Source organism: Janthinobacterium sp. B9-8, assembly GCF_000969645.2.
Taxonomy (GTDB): Bacteria; Pseudomonadota; Gammaproteobacteria; order Burkholderiales; family Chitinibacteraceae; genus Iodobacter.
Map to the genome: position 1 here is coordinate 3,170,916 of NZ_CP014222.1, position 21,770 is coordinate 3,192,685.

Sequence of the window (21,770 nt, forward strand, 5' to 3'; positions counted from 1 at the left end):
ACCATGCAAAAACCCGATCTCAGCCAGCAGCGCTTCAATTTATCCGCTTGGGCACTTAAGCATCAGTCACTGGTGCTGTATCTGATGGTGGTGCTTACCCTTGGCGGTATTCTGGCCTACGGCAAACTGGGTATGAAAGAAGACCCGGAATTCACTTTTAAAGCAATGGTAGTCAGAAGCTTCTGGCCCGGGGCCAGCGCGCCAGAAATGGAGCAGCAGGTTACAGATAAGCTGGAAGAAGCCTTACAGGGCATTGCTTACATCAACTACACCAAAAGTTATTCCCGCAGTGGTGAATCGCTGATCACGATCATGCTGCACGAAGATCAAAAAAACCATGTGACCGATGCTTGGTATCAAGTCAGAAAACGCATTAACGACGCCAAGGGAAAACCCCCCCCCGGTGTGGCAGGGCCATTTTTTAATGATGAGTTTGGTGATACCTACGGCAATCTCTATGCCTTTACCGGAGATGGCTTTACTTATCCCGAGCTTAAAAAATATATCGAGCTGGCTCGTACTGAATTGCTACGCATTCCTGATGTGAATAAAGCGCTGTTAATTGGTCAGCAAGATGAAAAAATCTATGTGGAATACTCCAATGCAAAGCTAGCCAGCCTTGGTATTTCACCATTTCAAATTAATAAAGTGATTGCGGCTACCAATACCGTCACTCCCGCAGGTGCGATTGATGGCAAGGACGAGCACGTTTATTTACGCGTGACTGGCGGCTTTAATGCCGTAGACCACCTGCGCAGCCTGCCAATTACAGTGGCAGGAAAAACCTTTTTGCTGGGCGATATCGCACAGGTATTTCGCGCCACTATCGATCCACCGCAAACCAAAATGCGCTATCAGGGACAAGATGCGGTTGGCCTGGGTATTTCGATGCGTAAAGGTGGCGATGTCGTAAAGATGGGCCAGCAAATTGACGCATCCTTAGCCCAAATCAGAAGCAATCTGCCAGTAGGCATCGAAATTCATACCATTTCAGACCAGCCTGCCGTGGTTAAAAACGCCATCCACATTTTTATGAAGTCCTTACTGGAAGCCGTGGTGATTGTCTTGGCGGTGAGCTTTTTAAGCCTAGGCTGGCGTACCGGGATTGTGGTGGCTTTATCGATTCCGCTGGTGCTGCTGCTCACCTTTCTGGGCATGAATATTTTTAATCTGGAGCTGCAAAGGATTTCGCTGGGCGCGCTCGTTATTGCGCTTGGGCTTTTGGTAGATGACGCCATTATTGCCGTAGAAATGATGGCGCTTAAATTAGAGCAGGGCTGGAGCCGCTTTGAAGCCGCCACCTTTGCCTATACCTCTACCGCTTTTCCTATGCTGACCGGCACACTGATTACCGCTGCGGGCTTTTTACCTGTGGGGCTGGCTAAATCGGACGCGGGTGAATACACCTTCTCTATTTTTGCGGTGATTGGTATTGCCCTTGTGCTGTCGTGGATTGTGGCCGTGGTGTTTACGCCCTTTATGGGCTATCACCTGCTGCCAGAAACCCCGCGCCATGAAGAGCACGATATCTATCAGGGCGGTTTTTATGCGCGTTTTCGAAAGCTGGTAACGTGGTGCGTCACTTGGCGTAAAACGGTGATTGCAGCCACCCTGGGCACGTTTCTGGTCGCCGTGGCAACCTTTGCTCTATTTATCCCTCAACAATTCTTCCCAGCCTCGGCAAGGCCCGAGCTGATGGTCGATATGTGGCTGCCCTATACCGCCTCGTATGAAGCCACCGAGCGCGAAGTTAAACGCATGGAGGCCATCGCGATCAAAGATCCCGATGTTGCGCATGTCACCAGCTATATCGGCGTAGGCTCACCGCGTTACTACCTGCCGCTCGATGAGCAAATGCCAAATTTAAACTTTGGCCAGCTCACCGTTATGACCAAAGACGAGAAGGTACGGGAGCACGTCTATAAGCGCCTGAGCCAAAAATTTGCCGACGACTTCCCTCTAGTGCGTGGCCGCGTCACACGCCTAGAAAACGGCCCACCTGTAGGCTATCCGGTGCAATTTCGTATTAGTGGCATTGATCCGGTAGTGCTCAATCGCATCGCCACTGAGCTGGCCGATGTGATGCGCAAAAATCCGCATACCCGGCAAGTCCATACCGATTGGGGAGAAAAAGTAAAAGTAGTCCGTTTACTCACCAAACAAGATCGCTTACGCCAACTGGGGCTGACTTCGCAAGAGCTGGCAACGTACCTGCAAATGGCCGTCTCCGGCATTACCGCCACGCAATACCGTGAAGCCGATCAGAGCATCGATGTAGTCACCCGCCTCACCAGCAGCGAGCGTACCCGCCTCGACTTCTTAAAAGACCTGCGTGTGCCTTTGCCATCAGGGCAATTTGTACCGCTTTCACAACTGGCTACTTTGCAACTGGAGAACGAAGAGAGCCTGATCTGGCGACGTAATCGGGTCGCCACGCTCACGGTGCGTGCCGACGTGGCAGGAAGCGCCCAAGCCCCCGATGTGAGCAATGCGCTCATGCCTAAGGTGCGGGAAATCGAAGCCAAGCTGCCTCAGGGTTATCATATTGAAACTGGCGGCACACTCGAGTCATCGGCAAAGGGGCAAAAATCAATCAATAAAGTCATGCCACTGATGCTACTGGTCGTGATGACACTGCTGATGCTGCAACTGCAAAGTATCCAGCGCATGATTATGGTGCTGCTCACCGCACCACTGGGCCTGATCGGCGTGGCGATTTCCTTACTCCTGTTTCAAGCTCCCTTCGGATTTGTGGCGATGTTGGGCGTGATCGCGCTTTCAGGCATGATTATGCGCAATTCAGTGATTCTGATGGATCAGATTGAGCAAGACCGCGCAGCAGGCGACGATGCTTGGACGGCGGTCATTGAATCGGCAGTCAGACGCTTTCGGCCGATTATGCTGACCGCAGCAGCTGCGATTCTGGCCATGATTCCACTAACGCGCGACACTTTCTGGGGGCCGATGGCGATTGCCATTATGGGCGGCTTGTTTGTGGCCACCGTGTTAACGCTCTTGTTCTTACCGGCTTTATATGCAGCATGGTTTAGGCTCAGCCCGCCAACAAACAAAGAAGCGACATAAATCATACGAAATTACGACAATTTTTAACAAAAGAAGGGGGATATTACTTTTGCCAAGGCAAGCCCCCTTTTTAAGCACGAACACTAGCGAATATTTTCCTTCAAGTAATAGTTGTACTTGAAAAGACTTTCTCGCATGGACAAGATATTTAACATCTCATTCAACAGACACCTGAGAAGCTAATAATGAAGAAAACCTTAATTGCACTGAGCATGGCCATTCTTTCCCAACCGCTTTTTGCTGCTGATTTACTTGAATCCTGGCATGCCGCGCAAAAATATGACGCCAATTTTGCCGCTGCACGTGCAGGGCTTGATGCGGGCAGAGAGAAAGCCGAACAAGGTAAAGCCTTATTACTACCGCGTATTACTTTATCTGGCGATGCCAATCGGGAACAAACAAAATACAGCCCTGAAAACCAGGACAGCACGACCAAAAATGGCAACAACTATGGCTATAAACTAAGCCTTATCCAGCCTATTTACCGTGCAGAAGCATTTGCAGGTGCTGATCAGTTAAAAAAGCAAACCGAACAAGCTGAAGTAATTTTTCGGGTAGCCGAGCAGGATTTAATTTTGCGCGTAGCTAAAGCTTATTTTGAAGTTCTGGGTAGCGAAGAGAAAGTAAAACAAACCAAAGCGCAAAAAGAAGCCGTAGCCCAGCAGCTTGCCCAAGCAAAAAAATCCTTTGAAGTTGGCGTGTCCACCATTACCGACACCGATGAAGCACAGGCCCGTTTTGATGCAATCAACTCAGCCGAAATTGCTGCACATAATGATATGGCCATTAAACGCAATGCTTATGAGCAACTGACTCAGCTTAATCCAAGTAATCTCAAGCCTATTAGTAATCGCCAGCAACCCACTCCTCCGCAACCCAATGATATGAGCACTTGGCTGCAGCGTAGCGAAAATGGCAGCTTAGTGATTGCAGGTCAGCAATTAGGCTTAGATATTGCCGTGCGCGAAATTGATAAATACCGCTTAGAAAGCTCCCCGACTCTCGATTTAACTGCTGGTTATGGTGATACTTGGAATTCAGGCGGCATATCCAAATCGGGTGGATTAGATCGTGCAGGCTCTGGCCAAATTGGTTTGCAATTATCAATTCCTTTGTATACCGGCGGAGATCGTTCATCCAAATTACGTGAAGCACTTGCAAAAAAAGAACAACAGCGTCAAACAGTAGAAGCAAGCCGCCGTGATACAGCGCAATTCACTAAACAAGCTTTTTTAGGCGTGAGTTCAGGTGCAGCGCAAATTGTCGCTTTACAGCAAGCGCTTAAATCGAGTGAATCATCATTAGCATCAACTAAATTAGGCCGTGAAGTAGGTGTACGTACCACGATTGATGTACTTAATGCCGAACAAACTTATTTCTCTACTCGTTATGACCTTACCGTAGCGCGTTACACCTATTTGTATGCCCGCCTACAATTGGCAGCAACCAGCGGAGAATTGTCTGAAAAAGATCTAAATTCAGTAAATCTTTGGCTAGGTAATTAAGAAAGCTTGAATTGTGGAGAATAGATATCCATAATCCGTTCGGTGGAGTACCCCAATTCAAAGACCCAAGGAGAATTACCATGATTGATCTTTCCCCACTGAGCTATAGCGACTTAGTTGAACTCAAGAAAAACCTGGAAGTTGAAATTGTTCGCCGTAAAGAATCAGAAAAGCAAAACCTGATTGCTGAACTGCAAAACCTAGTTGCTTCTAAAGGCTTCTCGTTGTCTGATGTTTTAGGCACAAGCAGCGACAAAAAAGCAGCTAAAAAAGCAGCTTCTACAGCTAAAGCACAATTCCGCAATCCAGCTGATGCAGAACAAACATGGACTGGCCGCGGCCGTAAGCCACAATGGGCAATTGAATTCCTGGCAACAGGTCGCTCATTAGAAGAATTACGCATCGCCTAATCAATATGCTTTTATGAAATGACGAATAACTCCGTAGTGCCTTGTTCTATAAGCGATCTTTAAGCAAATAGCGGATTAGAAAAAACCTGACGCTGTTGCCAAAAGTGCTTTTAAAAAGAAAAAGAAACCACTCAGTATCCGTGTAATTTTATAAAGTATTGACGCTTTGCATGCATCACCAAACAAGGCAGCTTAGGCTGCCTTGTTTGTATTCAGCTGTACAATCCCTCCTCTTTACCTGTGAATCATTGCCATGCCGCATCCCCTCACCGAAAAACTTAATCCAGAACAAGCCGCCGCCGTAGAATTACCGCCGGAACACGCGCTCATCCTGGCCGGTGCAGGCAGCGGCAAAACAAGCGTGCTCACCACACGTATTGCCTGGCTTTTATCCACCGGGCAATGCAGCCCGGCCGGTTTATTGTCAGTTACTTTTACCAATAAAGCCGCCAAAGAAATGCTGGTACGTATTACCTCCATGATGCCGCTTAATCCGCGTGGATTATGGGTTGGCACATTTCATGGCTTATGTAATCGAATGCTGCGTTTACATTGGCGGGATGCCGGCTTACCCGAAGCTTTTGCAATTTTAGATTCTGCCGAGCAGCTTTCAGCAATTAAGCGAATATTGAAAGCATTAAATATTGATGATGAAAAATATCCGGCAAAAGTAGTTCAGCAATATATTAATGGTCATAAAGAAAATGGCCGGCGCGCAAGTGATGTAGACGCTTGGGATGATTATTCGCGCATGCTGCGATTAATTTATGAAGAATATGAGAAACAATGCCAACGGGAAGGTGTAGCTGATTTCTCTGAATTATTACTACGCTGTTACGAATTACTTTCTAAAAACGAATCTTTACGTGAGCATTATCAAAGTCGTTTCCGCCACATTTTAGTCGATGAATTTCAAGACACCAATAAACTGCAATATGCTTGGTTAAAGCTTTTAGCCGGCCAGAATAATGCGTTATTTGCTGTTGGCGATGATGACCAATCCATTTATGCATTCCGTGGCGCAAATGTCGGCAATATGCATGATTTTCAAAGCGATTTCGCCGTTAAACATGTGATTCGCTTAGAGCAGAATTACCGCTCGCAAGGCAATATCTTAGAAGCAGCCAATGCCGTTATTAGTAATAACCGCAGCCGCTTAGGCAAAGAATTATGGACCAGCGAACCTGCTGGCGAGCCAATTCGGGTTTTTGAAGCCGCAACAGATTTTGAAGAAGCCGCATTTATTGTAGAAGAAGCGCAAACACTGATCAGAGAAGGCAATCACGCCAATGACATTGCGATTCTTTATCGTGCCAACGCTCAATCACGCGTAATTGAGCACGCCTTATTTACTGCGGGCGTACCTTATCGGGTTTATGGGGGGTTACGCTTTTTTGAACGCCAAGAAATTAAGCATTCTTTAGCTTATTTGCGCTTAATTGCTAATCCAAGCGACGATAATGCCTTGCTACGCGTCATCAATTTTCCGACTCGTGGCATCGGTGCGCGCACCATCGAAAGCATTCAAGAAAACGCCCGCAATGCAGGCACCAGCCTCTGGCAAGCAGCCTGCTCTGGCGGCGCTGGCCGCGGGGCCGCGGCAGTTAAGAAATTCGCCGAAACCATCGAAAGTATGCGATCCCAAGCCACCGGCCTTGCCATGCCCGAGCTGGTGGATATGATGCTCGATCTATCTGGCTTACGCGCGCATTACCAAGCAGATAAAGAAGGCGAGGAGCGGCTTGCCAACTTGGGTGAGTTGATTAATGCCGCCACCAATTTTGTGCAAGAAGACGAAAACAACCTCATCGCCTTCTTGTCGCATGCCAGCTTAGAAGCGGGAGATCATCAAGCAGGCGCGCACGAAGAAGCGCTCCAGCTGATGACGGTACACGCCTCCAAAGGGCTGGAATTTCATGCGGTATTTTTATGCGGCCTTGAAGAAGGCTTATTCCCGCACGACAACAGCATGAATGATGCCAGCGCGGTGGAAGAAGAACGCCGCCTGATGTATGTGGCGATTACACGCGCCCGCCGCCGCCTTTACATCACCCTTGCGCAAAGCCGTATGCTGCATGGGCAAACGCGCTATGCCGTCGCCAGCCGCTTTATGCAAGAGATTCCGCAGCAACTATTAAAATTCTTAAATCGCGGTTATGCCCCGCAAGGTTATTCCGGCCCTGCCACGCTCACCAGCAAAATTAAAGCTCCTACGCCAGAGCATGGCTTGGCCATCGGCATGAATGTAGCGCATCCAAAATTTGGTAAAGGCGTGGTTACCGATCATGAAGGCGGCTCAAGCGGCAATGTGCAGGTGAATTTTGCGGAGGCAGGCTCTAAATGGCTGGCGGTGGCTTATGCCAAACTAACCGTACTCTAAGAATGGCCGCCTTATATGGGCAAAGTGCTTACTTTGATTTACTCTTGAACTATAAGCCCTCCCCGCCATAAATCAGCGGGGGTTTATACGTTTTACAACGGACAACTAAGCCTCAAACTATGGCTGAAAAAATAAGCGCCTTCTCGGTTATCTCCTCTGCCACAGCCAAGCGTAAAGCGGCCAGTGGAGTACCCGACGTGGCCACTTTGCGCGTACTGCTTATCGACCCCATGGCAGAAATACGTCGCACCATTGGCATGACATTAGGTCAATACGGCACCAGCCATATCGATCATGCCAGTAGTAGCACTGAAGCCCTAGCCTGCATGAAAAAGCTTAAATACGAGCTTATCCTTTGCGAATATGATTTAGGCAAAGGTCAGGATGGCTTGTTTTTATTTGATGAAGCACGCAGACTCGATTTACTCAAAGCGTCTTGCATCTTTATTATCACAACAGCCGAACGCGGCGCGCAAAAAGTGCTGGGGGCGGCCGAGCAATCACCCGACGCCATTTTGCTCAAACCATTCACCGGCGAAATGCTTTACAGCAGGGTGCTCAGCGCTTTGCAAAAGAAAGTGCGCTTTAAATTAGTCGATGACGCCATCATGGCGCATGATTTCTTAAATGCTATCCAGCTTTGCAGCAAAGCCGCCAACACCAGCGCCGAATACACCTTGGATTTTTTACGCCTCAAAATTCATCTTTTATTGCGTATTGGAGATTGGATCAGTGTTCGGGATGAATGCAGACAGCTACTAGTAGAACAAGAGCTGCCTTGGGCCAAAATGGCGCTTGGCAAAGCCCTGTATCAACTCAAAAACTATGCAGAAGCCTTAGCCCTGTTTAAAGCGATAATCAGCAGCCATGCGCACGCACTGGAAGCCTATGACTGGCTGGCCCGCACACAACAGGCCATGGGTGAAGATCAAGCAGCGCAGGACACGCTTAAACGCGCACTAAATAAGTCGCCCTATATCGCCACCAGACAACGCCAGCTTGGTGAGCTTGCTTTAAGAAGCGGAGATTTAGCCACAGCAGAAAGCGCGATGCTGGAAACCGTTAGAATCTCCCGCCATTCGTTTTTGCGTAATCCTGCCGATTACGGGCAACTGGCTGATATACAAATTAGCCGGGGTGATGTGGCTGCGGCAAAACTGACCGTTGAAGAAGTGCGTAAAGACTTTAAAGACCCTCAGGTCAGTGTGCTCGCCGATGCCCTTGATGCTGACATCTACATGCAAACGGGTGAAACTGAAAAAGCCCAGAATCTGCTCAGAACAGCGCTTGCTCAATTAGTGCAGCTCACACTGCCACCTTCAGTTACCGTAGGCATGGCGCTAGCCAAAGCCTGCTTTAATCAGCAACAAGGTGCTCTGGCGGAAATCGTGGTGCGTAATCTGCTTAAAAACAGCCATGATGATTTAACATTAGCCGCAAAAATCACCTCACTTTACCGACAGCAGGGCCAGCAAGATCAAGCCGAGCAACTCATCAAAGAAAATAGCGCCAGTATTGTTGCCCTAAATAATGAAGCAGTAAAACTAGCGCGCAGTGGTGACCTAGCTGGGGCCGCCGAATTATTTATCCGGGCAGCCACAGATATGCCGGGCAATATACAAGTGCTGCTCAATACCGTGAACGCTCTGCTTGCCTATACCAATCAGCATGGCTGGCATCAGGAATGGATGCAGCTGAGCAACGATTACCTGCTACGCATTCATGAATTAGATCCCATCAATGGTCGAGGTTTGCAATTACAAGAGTTTTTTCGTAAAACAAAACAACGCTACGGCATCAGCTAATCAACGGTAGGGTATCAATACCAGCAAAAACCAAAATGCATCTCTACAATGAGGGTGAAGTAAAAGCTCTGGCTGCTGTCGGGCGAAAGAAAGTCTCCCAGAGTGCTAGACTAAGTCAAGATCAACGAGGGACCAAACCATGCAAACCAGCACCAAAATTGACGATCATAAAGGCCGCATTATGCTGAACGGCAATTTTACGTTTGAATCGCACCGCGAATTTAAACAAGCCACTACTGCAGCATTAGAAACCCCAGGGCTTACTGAGCTTGAAATGGATTTTAGCGCGGTCGACTATATGGACTCCGCCGCCTTAGGTATGTTGCTCTTACTCAACGAGCGAGCAAATGGCCGCAAGGTCACTCTGGTCAACTGTAGAGGCACAGTAAAAGCGGTTTTAGAAATTGCCAATTTTGGCAAAATTTTCGAAATCAAATAATTAAAAAAGGCACCGAAATCTAAACGGTGCCTTTTTTTACTCAAAAAATTTAAACCTTATCTGCATCAACCTCGGTACCACCCCGAACCCAGCTGCCCAGCAGTGCATAGCACACCGCCAGTAAAGTCGGCCCCAGAAAGACCCCCAGCAAACCAAAAGCCAAAGCACCACCTAGCACACCAAACAAAATCAAAATAAATGGCAAATCGCTTTCTTGACCAATAAAGAGCGGCTTCACCACATTATCTGCAGTGCCCACTACAAAAATCATCCAGATCGCCATAAAAATGGCCCAACCAGTATGGCCTTGATAATAAAGCCAAGCCGCTGCAGGTAAACCAATCAGCCCCGGGCCACCCGGTAAAATAGAAAGAAAGCAGCTCGCAAAACCCAAAGTCAGAGAATTAGGCACGCCCGCAATAAAGAAACTAAACCAAGCTAAAACGCCTTGCACCAAAGCCGTGCCCAAGAAGCCATACACTACACCTCTCACTGTGCCTGCTGCCACATTGAGGAGTGATCCACCCTTCTCGCCTGCAATACGCCACATCATGCCTTTTAGCCATGCAGCCGCATTTTCACCATGCAGATAAAAGAAAAAGGCCACAATCAAGCTCAAAACCAATAATAAAAATCCCCCCCCCACAATCCCACCAAAATGTAATAGCCCCGAAGCCACTGGGCCACTCAAACCCCGAATACGCTCCAATAAGGCAGGATCACCTTGGCCTAATTGAATCCAAAAACCATTCACCCACTCACCCAGATAGGGAAATGTGCTAATCCAAGCAGGCAAACTTGGCCAGCCCACTTGAAATTGCTGGCTAATGGTTTTAATTAAGGTAGCCGCTTGGCTCGCAAATTCAAAGCCAGCCATCAACAAAGGAAGCACTAAGAAAGTCAGTAAGGCCCCCATTAATAGCAAAGCAGCGCTAAAACGGCTTCCTCTGCAAAGCTTGACTAACCATTGATAAGGTTTCCAGGTGGTATAAACCAAAATGGCCCCCCAAATAACCGAAGCTAGAAACGGTGCCATAATCATTAAACCCAACCAGATTAGCGCCCCCATCGCCAGGATTGCTGCCAGAGGTTCGATCAAATCAGAACTACGTATACGCATATCAGTTCGCCTTTAGCCTCCAGAATGGGCGTTGCTAGCATACCCCTAAAAATGGCAATTGACCGCTACATATTGCCTAAGAACATTCCTATTTTTTTACTTTTGAATGTTAAATTATTCAAAGTAGCTTTAAAAAAAACCCACAGACGCAAAACACCCTCTCGCAGCTCATCTACGATTCATTCTAATCAATGGCATTACAAACATCTAAAAATAAGCGACCAAGCTACACTTGAAGAAATAGCCAAATCAGATTATAAAAACAGTCTAATTTAGTCATGGTATAGGTAAGAAAAGCGCTTAGATTGAGCAATTAAGCCAGCCACAATCACCGCAGCCTGATGACGACCTGCAATTGTATTAATTTTTTCATCGCACTCTTCTAGAGCCACATGAATTTCGCAAGCCAAGTGAAACAATAAAGTTTTTTCTTTCAAAGGTGCCATAGGCAGGTAATAGTTAATTTCATCAACAACGTGATCCGCTAATTCATTCGAATACTGTGCCTGAGATGTCAAAATACGTTCATATAAACGCACGCCGATCACACCAAGCGCAAGCAGCTGGGTGGGCATGATTTAACTCCTATTCAAATAAGTATTAATCCACTCTAGACTTAACTAAACCCAGCAATTGCCCCTCCCGTCGGATGGTGGCTTAAGCCGGCCAAGCCAAAACAGCTGCTTAGCCTCGTTCTAAATAAAAAACCATTAATTCTGAAAAATAAGCATTTTTTTAAGGATAAATTATGATTTTTTAGCTCAATCATGCAAAAAGTATAAAAACATGTGTAATCTCCCTCACACCGCGCAGCCCATAAAAACACAGCATTAAGGCCAAGCCCTAACGCACAAAGCTCAAAGCTCAAAGCTCAATCACCGCCTTTTTCTCATACCAAGGCTTGCTGCGATTTACTACTTTCACCACCAGCAACATCACAGGCACTTCAATCAATACACCCACCACCGTGGCCAGCGCCGCGCCAGAATGAAAACCAAATAGACTAATCGCAGCAGCCACAGCAAGCTCAAAGAAATTTGATGCGCCAATGAGCGCTGATGGCCCGGCAATATTGTGTTTTTCGCCCACCACACGGTTCAGCCAATAAGCCAAGCCAGAGTTAAATAGCACTTGAATCAAGATCGGCACGGCCAGCAGGGCAATAATCAAGGGTTGGCGCAAAATTGCCTCACCCTGAAATGCAAACAAGAGCAGCAGGGTCGCCAATAAGGCGCTAATAGACCAAGGGCCGATGCTAGCCATGCAGCGATCAAACACCGCCTGCCCTTGCCCTAGCAATAATTTACGCAAAAGCTGGGCAAGGGTCACGGGCATCACAATATAGAGCAGCACCGAGGTAATGAGTGTGGCCCACGGTACGGTGATGGCCGAAATACCGAGCAAAAATGCCACGAGCGGAGCAAAAGCCAGCACCATAATGCTATCGTTTAAAGCCACTTGGCTAAGGGTAAACAAGGGGTCACCTTGGGTGAGTTTACTCCAGACAAACACCATGGCCGTACACGGTGCGGCCGCCAATAAAATCAGGCCCGCAATATAGCTATCAAGTTGCTCGGCAGGCAAAAGTGGCGCAAATAAATGACGAATAAACAGCCAGGCCAGAAAAGCCATTGAAAAAGGTTTCACCAACCAGTTTACAAAGAGCGTTACGCCGATGCCACGCAGATGATTTTTAACCTCATTCAAGGCCGAGAAATCAACCTTAATCAGCATGGGAATAATCATAATCCAGATCAATAAGCCCACCGGCAGATTCACCTTGGCGATTTCCATGCTGCCAATGGCTTGAAATAGCGCGGGCCAAAGCTGCCCAAGGCCAATCCCCACTACGATGCAAATAAACACCCACAGCGTAAGATAGCGCTCAAACACGCTCATCGAAGCGGCTGATTTTATAGTCGATGAAGTAGACAAGATTTTACTCTTTATAGATAGAAGCACTTTATTAAGACTTGCAGCCACCGGCAACGCGCAGCTCGACACATTGCTCTGGCTGGCCACCGCAACACTCATCCGTTAGATAGGCAATTAAATCCACCATCAGGCTCATATTGGCCCGATAGCGCAAATAACGCCCTTCCTGCTCCACCGTCAGTAAGCCTGATTGCGTCAGCGCTTTTAAGTGAAAGGACATATTGGATGCAGGTAAAGAAAGTGCGCTGGCAATCTCGCCCGCCACCATACCGCCCGGCCCCTGCTTAACCAAGAGTCGATAAGCATCCAGCCGCACAGCTGACGACAAGGATTCAAAAATAGAGGTTGCAATTAATTTTTCCATATTTCAACTATACAATAACATTTGAAATAATATATAGTTATTCTTACCAAACCGGCATGCCATAGGGTCTGTTGACGTTTCATTCACAATTGCGCTGAGCGAGGAAAAACCCTCGCACGCAGAGGGTTGACTGCATTTTTGGGGCTGCACTACGTTAAAAATCGCTAATGGTACTCGTGCCATGTCGCAATTTTTCTTTGTTCAGCCCCAAAACTGTAGCTAACGCAGCCGTGAATGAAACACCAACAGACCCTAGTAATACGGAGAAAAGCGTGAGCAAAATTTATAACGTTCTATTTATTTGCACCGGCAACTCAGCTCGAAGCCAAATGGCAGAAGCACTATTAAATAATCATGTAGGCCAGACGCGCTTTAAAGCTTATAGCGCAGGCAGTCGGCCAAGTGGGCAGCTCAACCCACTGGCACTCGCCACACTGGAGCATGCAGGCGTTCCAACGGCTCATCTACGCAGTAAAAGCTGGGCAGAATTTGCCGTGGCGGATGCACCCCAAATGGATTTTATCTTTACGCTCTGTGATTCAGCCGCCGGTGAAGCCTGCCCGCTATGGCAAAGCCAGCCAACACTGGCCCATTGGGGTATTGCTTCACCGGCTGAAGGAGCGGACGAAGCCGCTCAAAGCAAAGCCTTTTTTAACACCATGCTGATGTTAAAACGCCGAATCGATGTTTTTACCTCCTTACCTATCGATAAATTAGACAATCTGGCCCTAAAGCTGCGCCTTGATGAAATAGGCCAAAAGGAAGAAAAATGACTATCAAAGTAGGAATTAACGGCTTTGGCCGTATGGGCCGCTTAACGCTGCGCTCCGCCTGGGGCTGGCCCGATATTGAGTTTGTGCAGATCAACGATCCGGCAGGCGACGCGGCCACCTTGGCGCATTTACTTAACTTTGATTCGGTACACGGGCGCTTTGCGCATAATGCTGAAGCAACTGCAAATGAAATCATCATTGGCGAACAGCGGATTAAAGTCAGCCACAATAAAGCAATTAGCGACACCGATTGGTCGGGCTGCGATGTGGTCATCGAAGCTTCGGGCAAAATGCGTAAAGTAGAGTTGCTGCAGGCCTATCTGGATCAAGGTGTAAAACGCGTAGTCGTCACCGCGCCAGTCAAAGAAGCCGGAGTCTTAAATGTGGTGGTTGGGGTGAATGATCATCTTTATGATCCAGCCCAGCACCACATTGTGACGGCCGCCAGCTGCACCACCAATTGCTTGGCTCCGGTCGTAAAAGTGATTCACGAGCAGATCGGCATCCGTCACGGCAGCATGACCACCATTCATGATCTGACCAATACTCAAACGATTATCGATGCGCCGCACAAAGACCTGCGCCGCGCCCGTTCTTGCGGCGCCAGCCTGATCCCCACCTCCACCGGATCAGCCACCGCCATTACTGAGATTTTCCCTGAGCTTAAGGGCCGCTTAAACGGCCATGCCGTGCGCGTGCCATTAACCAATGCATCGCTCACCGATTGTGTATTTGAGCTGGAACGCGCCACCACCGTAGAGGAAGTCAACGGCCTGCTAAAAGCCGCATCCGAAACCTACCTGAAAGATATTCTGGGCTATGAAGAGCGCCCACTGGTATCCATCGACTACCGAGGCGACGCGCGCTCATCCATCATCGACGCGCTCTCTACCATGGTGATCAACGGCACGCAGCTCAAGCTCTATGCCTGGTACGACAATGAATGGGGCTATGTGAATCGCACTGCAGAGTTGGTGAGGCTGGTGGGGCGAGATTTATCAGCATAGAAATACCCGCGCGAGCCTATTGCGCGCGTCGATCTAATTCACTGCACGCCTGGGCACAAAGGCGTGCCCACCCTACTCTTTTGGATAACCATGTTCTCTCCGCAAATCCGCCAATATTTGATCATCACCGGTAATTACTGGGCCTTCACCCTCACCGATGGTGCGCTGCGGATGCTGGTGGTTTTGCATTTTCATCAGCTTGGATTTTCACCACTCAGCCTCGCCATGCTGTTTTTGTTTTACGAGATTTTTGGCGTGATCACCAATCTGATCGGGGGCTGGCTGGGTGCTAGGATTGGCTTAAATAAAACCATGAATATCGGCCTTGGCCTGCAAGTGTTTGCCCTGCTGGCACTCACCGTCCCCACGACCATGCTCACCGTGCCTTGGGTGATGGCGGCGCAAGCAATATCTGGAATCGCCAAAGATTTAAATAAAATGAGCGCTAAAAGCAGCATTAAAACACTGGTGCCTGCAGGTGCAGAAGGCAAGCTTTATCAATGGGTAGCACTGTTAACTGGCTCTAAAAACGCACTCAAAGGCGTGGGATTTTTTCTAGGAGGGGTTTTGCTCACCCTGCTTGGCTTTGGCGGCGCTGTGCTACTGATGGCGAGTTTATTACTCTTAGTATGGCTGGCCAGCGTGATCACGCTTAAAGAAGACTTAGGTAAGGCCAAGAATAAGCCCAAGTTCAGTGAGGTTTTTTCTAAAAGTAGGTCGGTGAATGTTTTATCCGCAGCGCGGCTTTTTTTATTTGGCGCACGTGATGTATGGTTTGTGGTGGCTTTACCGGTGTTTTTATCGCAAACACTAGGCTGGAATCACCTTGATGTCGGTTCATTCTTTGCAGCATGGGTGATTGCCTATGGCGTGGTGCAATCCTTGGCCCCCTATTTGACTGGTAAAACATCCGGCCAAGTGCCCGATGGCAAAAGCGCTTTTATCTGGGCTTTACCGCTAGCCCTTGTGCCAGCAGGCATCGCAATCGCCATCAGCTACGGGCAAAATTTGCAGCTTATTATTGTTGGCGGTTTACTCTTATTTGGCGTTTTATTTGCCATTAATTCATCGCTGCATAGCTATTTAATTGTCAGCTATGCCAAAGACGACGGCGCATCGCTCGATGTCGGCTTTTACTACATGAGTAATGCCATGGGGCGCTTACTGGGCACGGTATTATCTGGCTGGGTGTTTCAAAACGCAGGATTAGCCGCTTGCCTGTGGATTTCAGCGGTGCTTATTGCCTTAGCTGCGGTGATTTCTACGGCTTTACCGCGGCATAATTAAAATATAAGTACAACTTCAAACTCAGACTAGAGCACAACTTTAACTGTTCTAAAAAAATAAGAACTAAAAAACTCCCGCACAGAGATACATAATGACACTCACCGCACAATTTTTTCGCTGGCATCGCTGGATAGGCTATCTAGTGGCATTTCAGGTTTTGGCATGGATGCTGGGCGGGCTGCTGTTTGCCTGGCTGCCTTTTCAGGAGTGGATTAAATGCGGCGAAGTGATGGAAAAACCACGCCAGCCACTACCTACCAATTGGGCAGCCCAGATCGGCCCCATGCCCACTGATAAAGGCGCTTTGCTCGGCGTGCAAAGCATCGCCACGGCCACCGGCCCAGCACTTAAACTACGTTTTGAAAAAGAAGAGCTGGTCTTGAGCGCGGCAGGCGGTGCAGTCACGGCAGCCAGTGCCAGCAATATCAGCCAGTTTGCCCGCAGTATCTATAAAGGCGAAGGTAAGCTGCTCGACGTGGTTAAGATCAAAGAAGCCCCGCGCCGCCTTGGCATGGTGCACGAGTTTTCTGCCCGCCAAAATGTATGGGTGGCACAATTTGATGATGCGCTGCAAAGCCGTTTTTACTTTGACGGCCAGAGCGGCGAGCTATTAGCTGCCCGCAACGAAGCGTGGGTGATTTACGACTTTTTCTGGCGTTTACATGTAATGGATTACAGCGAGGGCGAGGATTTTAACAACAGCCTCTTACGCGGCACCTCCATCGTCGCCATGGGGCTAACCATTACCGGCTTTGCACTGAGCTTTTTTGCGATCAGGCGGAGCTGGCGGAGGAGGAAAACATCCAAGACTACCGCTCGGGTGTAAGTCGCTCATTTGCGCAACTTTTTAAAAAAATGAATCCATACCATCAATAGATAGAGCGCTAATTCTTAAACCACAGAGAGCACAGAGGACACAGAGTTTCACAGAGAAAATCCACAATTAGATGGTTTTCTCTGAGTACCTCTGTGCCCTCGTTTTACTCTGTGGTTCAAGGTTTAACTTGCATGCCTAAGTGATTACTATATTTTCTACTTTATAGAACTGACCCCATCTTCAAAACCAGCCCCAGCAAAGCGCACACCAAAATCACATGAATCACCGATATTTTATATCGGAACAAAGCCACTGCCGCAGCCAAAGCAATCAGCGCTGATATCCAATCAAACGCGCCAGCAAAGCCTTTAGGCCACAGCACGTGATAGCCGAAAAACAGCGCCAGATTTAAAATCACCCCAACTACGGCAGCAGTAATGGCGGTGAGCGGCGCGGTGAATTTCAGATCGTTATGTGTCGATTCCACCATAGGCCCACCGGCCAGAATAAAAATAAACGAAGGCAAAAAGGTAAACCATGTGACCAAGGTGGCCGCAGCCGCTCCCGCCCAAAACAAGCTATCCGGCCCGAATAATCCCTTGCTGTAGCCACCAATAAATCCCACAAAGGCCACCACCATAATCAAGGGGCCAGGGGTCGTTTCACCCAGCGCTAATCCATCTATCATTTGCACCGGCAGCAACCAGCCATAATGATCCACCGCCCCCTGATACACATAGGGCAGCACCGTATACGCTCCACCAAAGGTCAACAAGGCTGCCTTGCTAAAGAACCAAGCCATTTGTGTAAAGGTATGCTCCCAGCCGTAGCTTGCGAGTAACAGCCCCATAGGAATCAGCCAAAGCAGCAGGCCTGCGATGGCGATTTTAATTAAGCCAGCCCAACGAAAACGCGCATGTTCTGGCGTTGGCGTGTCGTCATCAATCAGCGCAGGGCCAAAAGAGAGATCAGCCTTACCGTGGCCACCGCCCAGACTAAACTGCTCAGGGGCCATACGCCCACCGATATAGCCAACTAAAGCGGCCACCGCCACAATCACGGGAAAAGGCAGTTTTAAAGCAAATATGGCAATAAAAGATGCGGTGGCAATCGCCCACAGCGTATTGTTTTTAAGCGCCCGAGAGCCAATGCGATGAGCAGCTTGCAGCACAATCGCCGTAACCGCAGGCTTAATCCCGTAAAACAATCCCGCCACCAAGGGCAGATTGCCAAAGGCGATATAGACCCATGAAAGCGCAATCAGAATAAATAAGGATGGCAAAACGAATAGCAGGCCCGCAGCTATGCCACCACGGGTTTTGTGCATCAGCCAGCCGATATATGTCGCCAGCTGCTGCGCCTCGGGGCCGGGCAAGACCATGCAGTAATTCAGCGCATGCAGAAATCGCCGCTCAGAAATCCAGCGCCGCCGCTCTACCAGCTCTTGGTGCATGATAGAAATTTGCCCAGCAGGCCCGCCAAAGCTAATCAAACCTAATTTCAGCCAGAATAAAAAAGCCTGCCAAAAGCTCACTGCTTGCAGTGCTGACTGGGGCGTTTCAAGCTGGGACATAAGATCCTTTGGGGGCTGGGGATTAGATGGCGGCATTCTTATAAACGCATTTCTAAAACCGCCCGCGCCGTCATCTCGCTTTGGCTGGTGGTCGTTTGCTGGCGAGTTCCGTTTTGATCCGCATAAAGAGATTCGGCGATATGATCTTCAGCCAATATATTGGCAAATGAAATACGCAATTGCATCGCAGGGCTGATTTTCCATAAGCCATATACATCGAGCGTTCGTTTAGCTGGGTTGATTGCAGTTTGGGTATTTGAAAGCCGGGTTGTCGCCGCACTCTGAAAATTATAATTGCCGCCTAAAGTCAGCACGTCACCCGGCAATTTATAATCCACACCAAAATTAGCACTGATAGGCGTTTGTTGATCCAAGCGATTATCTGGTCCTGCTATTGATTCGACTTCCGACCAATTGGCTGCCACATTAGCGCGAATATCTAAAGCAGGTGCATCAGGCCAATATTGTTTTACATTAAATTTGGCTTCTAATTCTAAGCTGCGCAACAGAGCGCGGCCCTGATTAAAGGGTTGAGAAACCCACTGTCCATTTATTTTCATCAGAGATGGCAAAATCACATCATCAATTTGCCGCGCATAAATACTGGCACTCAGCACGCCGCCTTTTTCCAGATAATGCTCAATTGCCAAATCAGCGCCCCAAGCTAATTCTGGGCGTAAATCCGGATTACCCTTAGTGTCTGGCGTGGTAGAGCTATTGTCATTAGCCACATTACGCCGTGGAATTAAATCGCGGGTATTGGGCGCTTTATAGGTGCGACTCAGCGCAAATCTCAGCTGATCTTTCTCAGCGAATTTCCATAGCGTTTGCAAAATAGGGCTAAGCACCGTAGAGCGATTAGCCACATCATCCAAACTATTGCCCTCGCTTTGCGTAGCAATCCCTTCCCAGCGCAAGCCCATATAGAGCGACCATTGCGGCAAGATCTCCCATTCATCCTGAGCAAATACAGCAAGGCGTTCTACCTTGGCGGTATATGAATCATCCCGATAAACACTGGGTTTACCATAGGTTATTTCCTGCCTGAGCCTATCCTCGGCGCGCCAATTATATTCCCCCTCCCAGCCGGTAACAAAAGAATGGCCCTCAATATAGCCATTTAAATATTTGCCACTCAGGCTAAGGCCGTAATCACTAGCAAGCGAGTTGATATTTCGGCTAAGCGCAGGCAAATCTTTTGCATCAAAACCTTCTAGCTGGCTATCTGATTCTCGCCGGTTATAAGTGGCACCCAGCTTGAGATCAAGCTTGGCTCCGCTCGCAAGCTGATGCAAGACACTCAGTTTGCTTCTAAATTGGCTGCTGTCAGAAACGCTGCGGATAAAATCCCGAACCAAAGGGGGCTGCTCACCCAAACCAGTTAGCCTGAACTCTTCCCCGCCCCCTTCCGAGTGCTGCAAGCGTAATAAACTCTCAAGATTAATACTGTCGCCATGGCCCAAATCCCACATCAGCCTTGGCGCAAGATTAAGCCTGTCGCTTTGCCCAAAGTCTCTTTTACTGGTCACTCGTGCCAGCCGCAGCTGGCCTGCCGCATTAAGCTCTTCTTGATCGACTTGGGATAAATCTATGTTTTTGCTGCGGCCAATTCCGCCAGATATCGTATAAGAAAAATCACCATCACGATCTGAAAAAAGACCATCGATGCCAAGGCCTGGCTCGCCACCATCACTGGAAGCGGCCAGCTTGATATCGCGGCGGGACATATCCACTTTTCTTTTTAAGATGATATTAATCGAGCCGGCAATCGCCTGCGTGCTGGCATCCGCAGTGGCAGCACGGGCCACTTCGATGCGCTCAATTAATTCAGGGGAAATAGAATCTAAAGAAAACCCGGGCGGGGCACGTTCACCATTGAGCATCACCTGCGTGTAGCCACTGCCAAGGCCGCGCATCCGCACCTCGCCGCCCTTGCCCTGCACGCCACGCACACTAATTCCTGGCACGCGCTTTAAAACATCTACCAGGCTGCTATCGCCATAACGCACGATATCCGCCTCTAAAATAACGGTTTTCGTCGCCGTTGAGCTGCGTCTGTCATCCGCATTCTTATGCCCAAGCACTTCAATGCGCTGCACTTTATTAATTGAAGCAGGGGGATCAGGGGAATCGCCCAAGCGCTCTTCAGCTTTGGCACTCAATGCAATAAAACAAAGAATCAGAAAATGAATTGGGGCGCGAAGAGTCATGACTAAACAAGAAAAATACAATAACCGTACTATGCCATGACAATCCAAGCGACATTCTATTTATATCGCATATAAATAGATTAAATAATGCAATACAGCAGATCAATTGCACTCAAAGATATATGACTTATGACTAATTTATTTCAGAAATCCACTTTAATAAACCCACTTCAGCCGTTTCTTCCATACAAATCACCCCAGAAGCTCTTGCAGCTGCGGGGATATTCTTATCAATAAAAATAATTTGCGGATATTTCCCCGCAGAGCGAATCATCGCAATCGGATTCACCACATTCAGACTAGTGCCCACAATAACAAAAGTATCCGTGCTTTTTAAATCTTCAATCAGCCAATGTAATACCTCATACTCCGGTGCCATTTCTCCAAAAAATACAATGCCGGGCTTTACCATTACGCTGCCGCAAGCCGCGCATTCACTCGGCTCAAATACATGATCGGCAATATCCCAATAGTGATAACACTGAGCGCACGACATCTGATCCACTCTGCCATGCAAATGTAATACATCAGCAGTGCCCGCCGCTTCATGCAATAAATCAATATTGGTGGTAATCACTTTAACGGGCTGTTGTTGCTGTAATTTTGCAATCGCTAAATAGCCAGCATGAGGTTTTGCCACGGCATATTGCAATTTACGCTCGTTATAAAACTGGAAAGTTAAATCACGGATATTCTGCTCTTTAATAAACCGGGGGAAATTACATACCTGATTAATATCATAATTCTCCCAAAGCCCACCTGTATCCCTAAAAGTAGGCAAACCCGAATCCGCCGCCATTCCCGCACCGGTAAAAATATAAATCATCGCATTCGCTCCTGTTTGGCCTTAAATATCATGATATTAATCATACGCTCATGCGAGTATTGCGATGGGCTTAGGTAGATTTAGGGTAGATTTGAGGTAGGTCGGGTTAGCAGCCTTACCGCGTAACCCGACAGCAAACCACAGAGGCTTGATTTTGTAATTGCACTACAGCGGCTTTCCTTGCGCGCAAAGCAAAACCCCCGCCTCTTTCGAGTACGGGGGTTCTGTTTACTGC

At 48.3% G+C, this 21,770-nt stretch carries 17 protein-coding genes; 10 read left to right on the plus strand and 7 right to left on the minus strand.

Features of this window, described 5'->3' with window-relative positions:
* The first annotated feature begins 3 nt into the window (after window positions 1-3).
* The 6 genes from VN23_RS14225 (at window position 4) to VN23_RS14250 (ending at window position 9,623) form a co-directional block, all read left to right on the plus strand.
* Window positions 4-3,084 (plus strand): efflux RND transporter permease subunit, encoded by a 3,081-nt coding sequence (locus VN23_RS14225; RefSeq protein ID WP_062654912.1) that lies wholly within the window; start codon window positions 4-6, stop codon window positions 3,082-3,084.
* Window positions 3,085-3,269: 185 nt separating this feature from the next.
* On the plus strand, window positions 3,270-4,589 hold the full coding sequence (locus VN23_RS14230; protein ID WP_046352482.1) for a TolC family outer membrane protein: 1,320 nt from the start codon (window positions 3,270-3,272) through the stop codon (window positions 4,587-4,589).
* Window positions 4,590-4,669: 80 nt separating this feature from the next.
* Window positions 4,670-4,999: an H-NS histone family protein gene (locus tag VN23_RS14235; protein WP_052746650.1), complete on the plus strand. Its 330-nt coding sequence runs from the start codon at window positions 4,670-4,672 to the stop codon at window positions 4,997-4,999.
* 253 nt (window positions 5,000-5,252) lie between these two features.
* Window positions 5,253-7,379, plus strand: a complete 2,127-nt coding sequence (locus tag VN23_RS14240; RefSeq protein WP_046352483.1) for a UvrD-helicase domain-containing protein — start codon at window positions 5,253-5,255, stop codon at window positions 7,377-7,379.
* A gap of 119 nt (window positions 7,380-7,498) precedes the next feature.
* The gene (locus tag VN23_RS14245; RefSeq protein ID WP_052746651.1) at window positions 7,499-9,184 is read left to right on the plus strand and encodes a response regulator; all 1,686 of its coding nucleotides are present in this window, start codon (window positions 7,499-7,501) and stop codon (window positions 9,182-9,184) included.
* A gap of 139 nt (window positions 9,185-9,323) precedes the next feature.
* Window positions 9,324-9,623 carry an STAS domain-containing protein gene (locus tag VN23_RS14250; protein WP_046352484.1) on the plus strand — a complete coding sequence of 100 codons (300 nt, stop codon included), beginning with the start codon at window positions 9,324-9,326 and terminating at the stop codon, window positions 9,621-9,623.
* Window positions 9,624-9,672: 49 nt separating this feature from the next.
* On the opposite strand, the gene VN23_RS14255 is transcribed toward VN23_RS14250, so the two are convergent.
* The 4 genes from VN23_RS14255 to VN23_RS14280 all read right to left on the minus strand — a co-directional run bounded on the left by VN23_RS14255 (window position 9,673) and on the right by VN23_RS14280 (window position 13,042).
* Window positions 9,673-10,743, minus strand: a complete 1,071-nt coding sequence (locus VN23_RS14255) for an AI-2E family transporter (protein ID WP_052746652.1) — start codon at window positions 10,741-10,743, stop codon at window positions 9,673-9,675.
* A gap of 272 nt (window positions 10,744-11,015) precedes the next feature.
* Window positions 11,016-11,318 carry a hypothetical protein gene (locus tag VN23_RS14265; RefSeq protein WP_046352486.1) on the minus strand — a complete coding sequence of 101 codons (303 nt, stop codon included), beginning with the start codon at window positions 11,316-11,318 and terminating at the stop codon, window positions 11,016-11,018.
* A gap of 289 nt (window positions 11,319-11,607) precedes the next feature.
* Window positions 11,608-12,642: an ACR3 family arsenite efflux transporter gene (arsB, locus tag VN23_RS14275; RefSeq protein WP_046352488.1), complete on the minus strand. Its 1,035-nt coding sequence runs from the start codon at window positions 12,640-12,642 to the stop codon at window positions 11,608-11,610.
* A 67-nt stretch (window positions 12,643-12,709) separates the two neighbouring features.
* The gene (locus VN23_RS14280) at window positions 12,710-13,042 is read right to left on the minus strand and encodes an ArsR/SmtB family transcription factor (RefSeq protein WP_046352489.1); all 333 of its coding nucleotides are present in this window, start codon (window positions 13,040-13,042) and stop codon (window positions 12,710-12,712) included.
* Window positions 13,043-13,314: 272 nt separating this feature from the next.
* Between VN23_RS14280 and VN23_RS14285 the strand changes: the two genes are divergently transcribed.
* The 4 genes from VN23_RS14285 to VN23_RS14300 all read left to right on the plus strand — a co-directional run bounded on the left by VN23_RS14285 (window position 13,315) and on the right by VN23_RS14300 (window position 16,935).
* Window positions 13,315-13,815: an arsenate reductase ArsC gene (locus tag VN23_RS14285; RefSeq protein ID WP_046352630.1), complete on the plus strand. Its 501-nt coding sequence runs from the start codon at window positions 13,315-13,317 to the stop codon at window positions 13,813-13,815.
* On the plus strand, window positions 13,812-14,822 hold the full coding sequence (locus VN23_RS14290; protein ID WP_046352490.1) for an ArsJ-associated glyceraldehyde-3-phosphate dehydrogenase: 1,011 nt from the start codon (window positions 13,812-13,814) through the stop codon (window positions 14,820-14,822). The genes VN23_RS14285 and VN23_RS14290 overlap by 4 nt, the downstream gene beginning before the upstream one ends.
* Before the next feature lie 90 nt (window positions 14,823-14,912).
* Window positions 14,913-16,109, plus strand: coding sequence for an organoarsenical effux MFS transporter ArsJ (gene arsJ / locus VN23_RS14295; RefSeq protein ID WP_046352491.1), 1,197 nt, complete (start codon window positions 14,913-14,915; stop codon window positions 16,107-16,109).
* Window positions 16,110-16,200: 91 nt separating this feature from the next.
* Window positions 16,201-16,935, plus strand: coding sequence for a PepSY domain-containing protein (locus tag VN23_RS14300; RefSeq protein WP_046352492.1), 735 nt, complete (start codon window positions 16,201-16,203; stop codon window positions 16,933-16,935).
* A gap of 211 nt (window positions 16,936-17,146) precedes the next feature.
* Here the strand turns inward: VN23_RS14300 and chrA are convergent, their stop codons facing one another.
* The 3 genes from chrA to VN23_RS14315 all read right to left on the minus strand — a co-directional run bounded on the left by chrA (window position 17,147) and on the right by VN23_RS14315 (window position 21,535).
* Entirely contained in the window at window positions 17,147-18,499 is a 1,353-nt protein-coding gene (gene chrA / locus VN23_RS14305; protein ID WP_046352493.1) for a chromate efflux transporter, read from the minus strand.
* A 38-nt stretch (window positions 18,500-18,537) separates the two neighbouring features.
* Window positions 18,538-20,709 (minus strand): TonB-dependent receptor plug domain-containing protein, encoded by a 2,172-nt coding sequence (locus tag VN23_RS14310; RefSeq protein ID WP_052746653.1) that lies wholly within the window; start codon window positions 20,707-20,709, stop codon window positions 18,538-18,540.
* A gap of 133 nt (window positions 20,710-20,842) precedes the next feature.
* Complete coding sequence (locus VN23_RS14315; protein ID WP_052746654.1) at window positions 20,843-21,535, minus strand: SIR2 family NAD-dependent protein deacylase; 693 nt, start codon at window positions 21,533-21,535, stop codon at window positions 20,843-20,845.
* Window positions 21,536-21,770: the final 235 nt, after the last annotated feature.

Excerpts from the sequence above, each read along its gene's own strand:
- VN23_RS14225 (WP_062654912.1), top strand. The coding sequence starts at position 4 with ATGCAAAAACCCGATCTCAGCCAGCAGCGCTTCAATTTATCCGCTTGG.
- VN23_RS14230 (WP_046352482.1), top strand. The coding sequence starts at position 3,270 with ATGAAGAAAACCTTAATTGCACTGAGCATGGCCATTCTTTCCCAACCG.
- VN23_RS14235 (WP_052746650.1), top strand. The coding sequence starts at position 4,670 with ATGATTGATCTTTCCCCACTGAGCTATAGCGACTTAGTTGAACTCAAG.
- VN23_RS14240 (WP_046352483.1), top strand. The coding sequence starts at position 5,253 with ATGCCGCATCCCCTCACCGAAAAACTTAATCCAGAACAAGCCGCCGCC.
- VN23_RS14245 (WP_052746651.1), top strand. The coding sequence starts at position 7,499 with ATGGCTGAAAAAATAAGCGCCTTCTCGGTTATCTCCTCTGCCACAGCC.
- VN23_RS14250 (WP_046352484.1), top strand. The coding sequence starts at position 9,324 with ATGCAAACCAGCACCAAAATTGACGATCATAAAGGCCGCATTATGCTG.
- VN23_RS14255 (WP_052746652.1), bottom strand. The coding sequence starts at position 10,743 with ATGCGTATACGTAGTTCTGATTTGATCGAACCTCTGGCAGCAATCCTG.
- VN23_RS14265 (WP_046352486.1), bottom strand. The coding sequence starts at position 11,318 with ATGCCCACCCAGCTGCTTGCGCTTGGTGTGATCGGCGTGCGTTTATAT.
- arsB (WP_046352488.1), bottom strand. The coding sequence starts at position 12,642 with ATGAGCGTGTTTGAGCGCTATCTTACGCTGTGGGTGTTTATTTGCATC.
- VN23_RS14280 (WP_046352489.1), bottom strand. The coding sequence starts at position 13,042 with ATGGAAAAATTAATTGCAACCTCTATTTTTGAATCCTTGTCGTCAGCT.
- VN23_RS14290 (WP_046352490.1), top strand. The coding sequence starts at position 13,812 with ATGACTATCAAAGTAGGAATTAACGGCTTTGGCCGTATGGGCCGCTTA.
- arsJ (WP_046352491.1), top strand. The coding sequence starts at position 14,913 with ATGTTCTCTCCGCAAATCCGCCAATATTTGATCATCACCGGTAATTAC.
- VN23_RS14300 (WP_046352492.1), top strand. The coding sequence starts at position 16,201 with ATGACACTCACCGCACAATTTTTTCGCTGGCATCGCTGGATAGGCTAT.
- chrA (WP_046352493.1), bottom strand. The coding sequence starts at position 18,499 with ATGTCCCAGCTTGAAACGCCCCAGTCAGCACTGCAAGCAGTGAGCTTT.
- VN23_RS14310 (WP_052746653.1), bottom strand. The coding sequence starts at position 20,709 with ATGACTCTTCGCGCCCCAATTCATTTTCTGATTCTTTGTTTTATTGCA.
- VN23_RS14315 (WP_052746654.1), bottom strand. The coding sequence starts at position 21,535 with ATGATTTATATTTTTACCGGTGCGGGAATGGCGGCGGATTCGGGTTTG.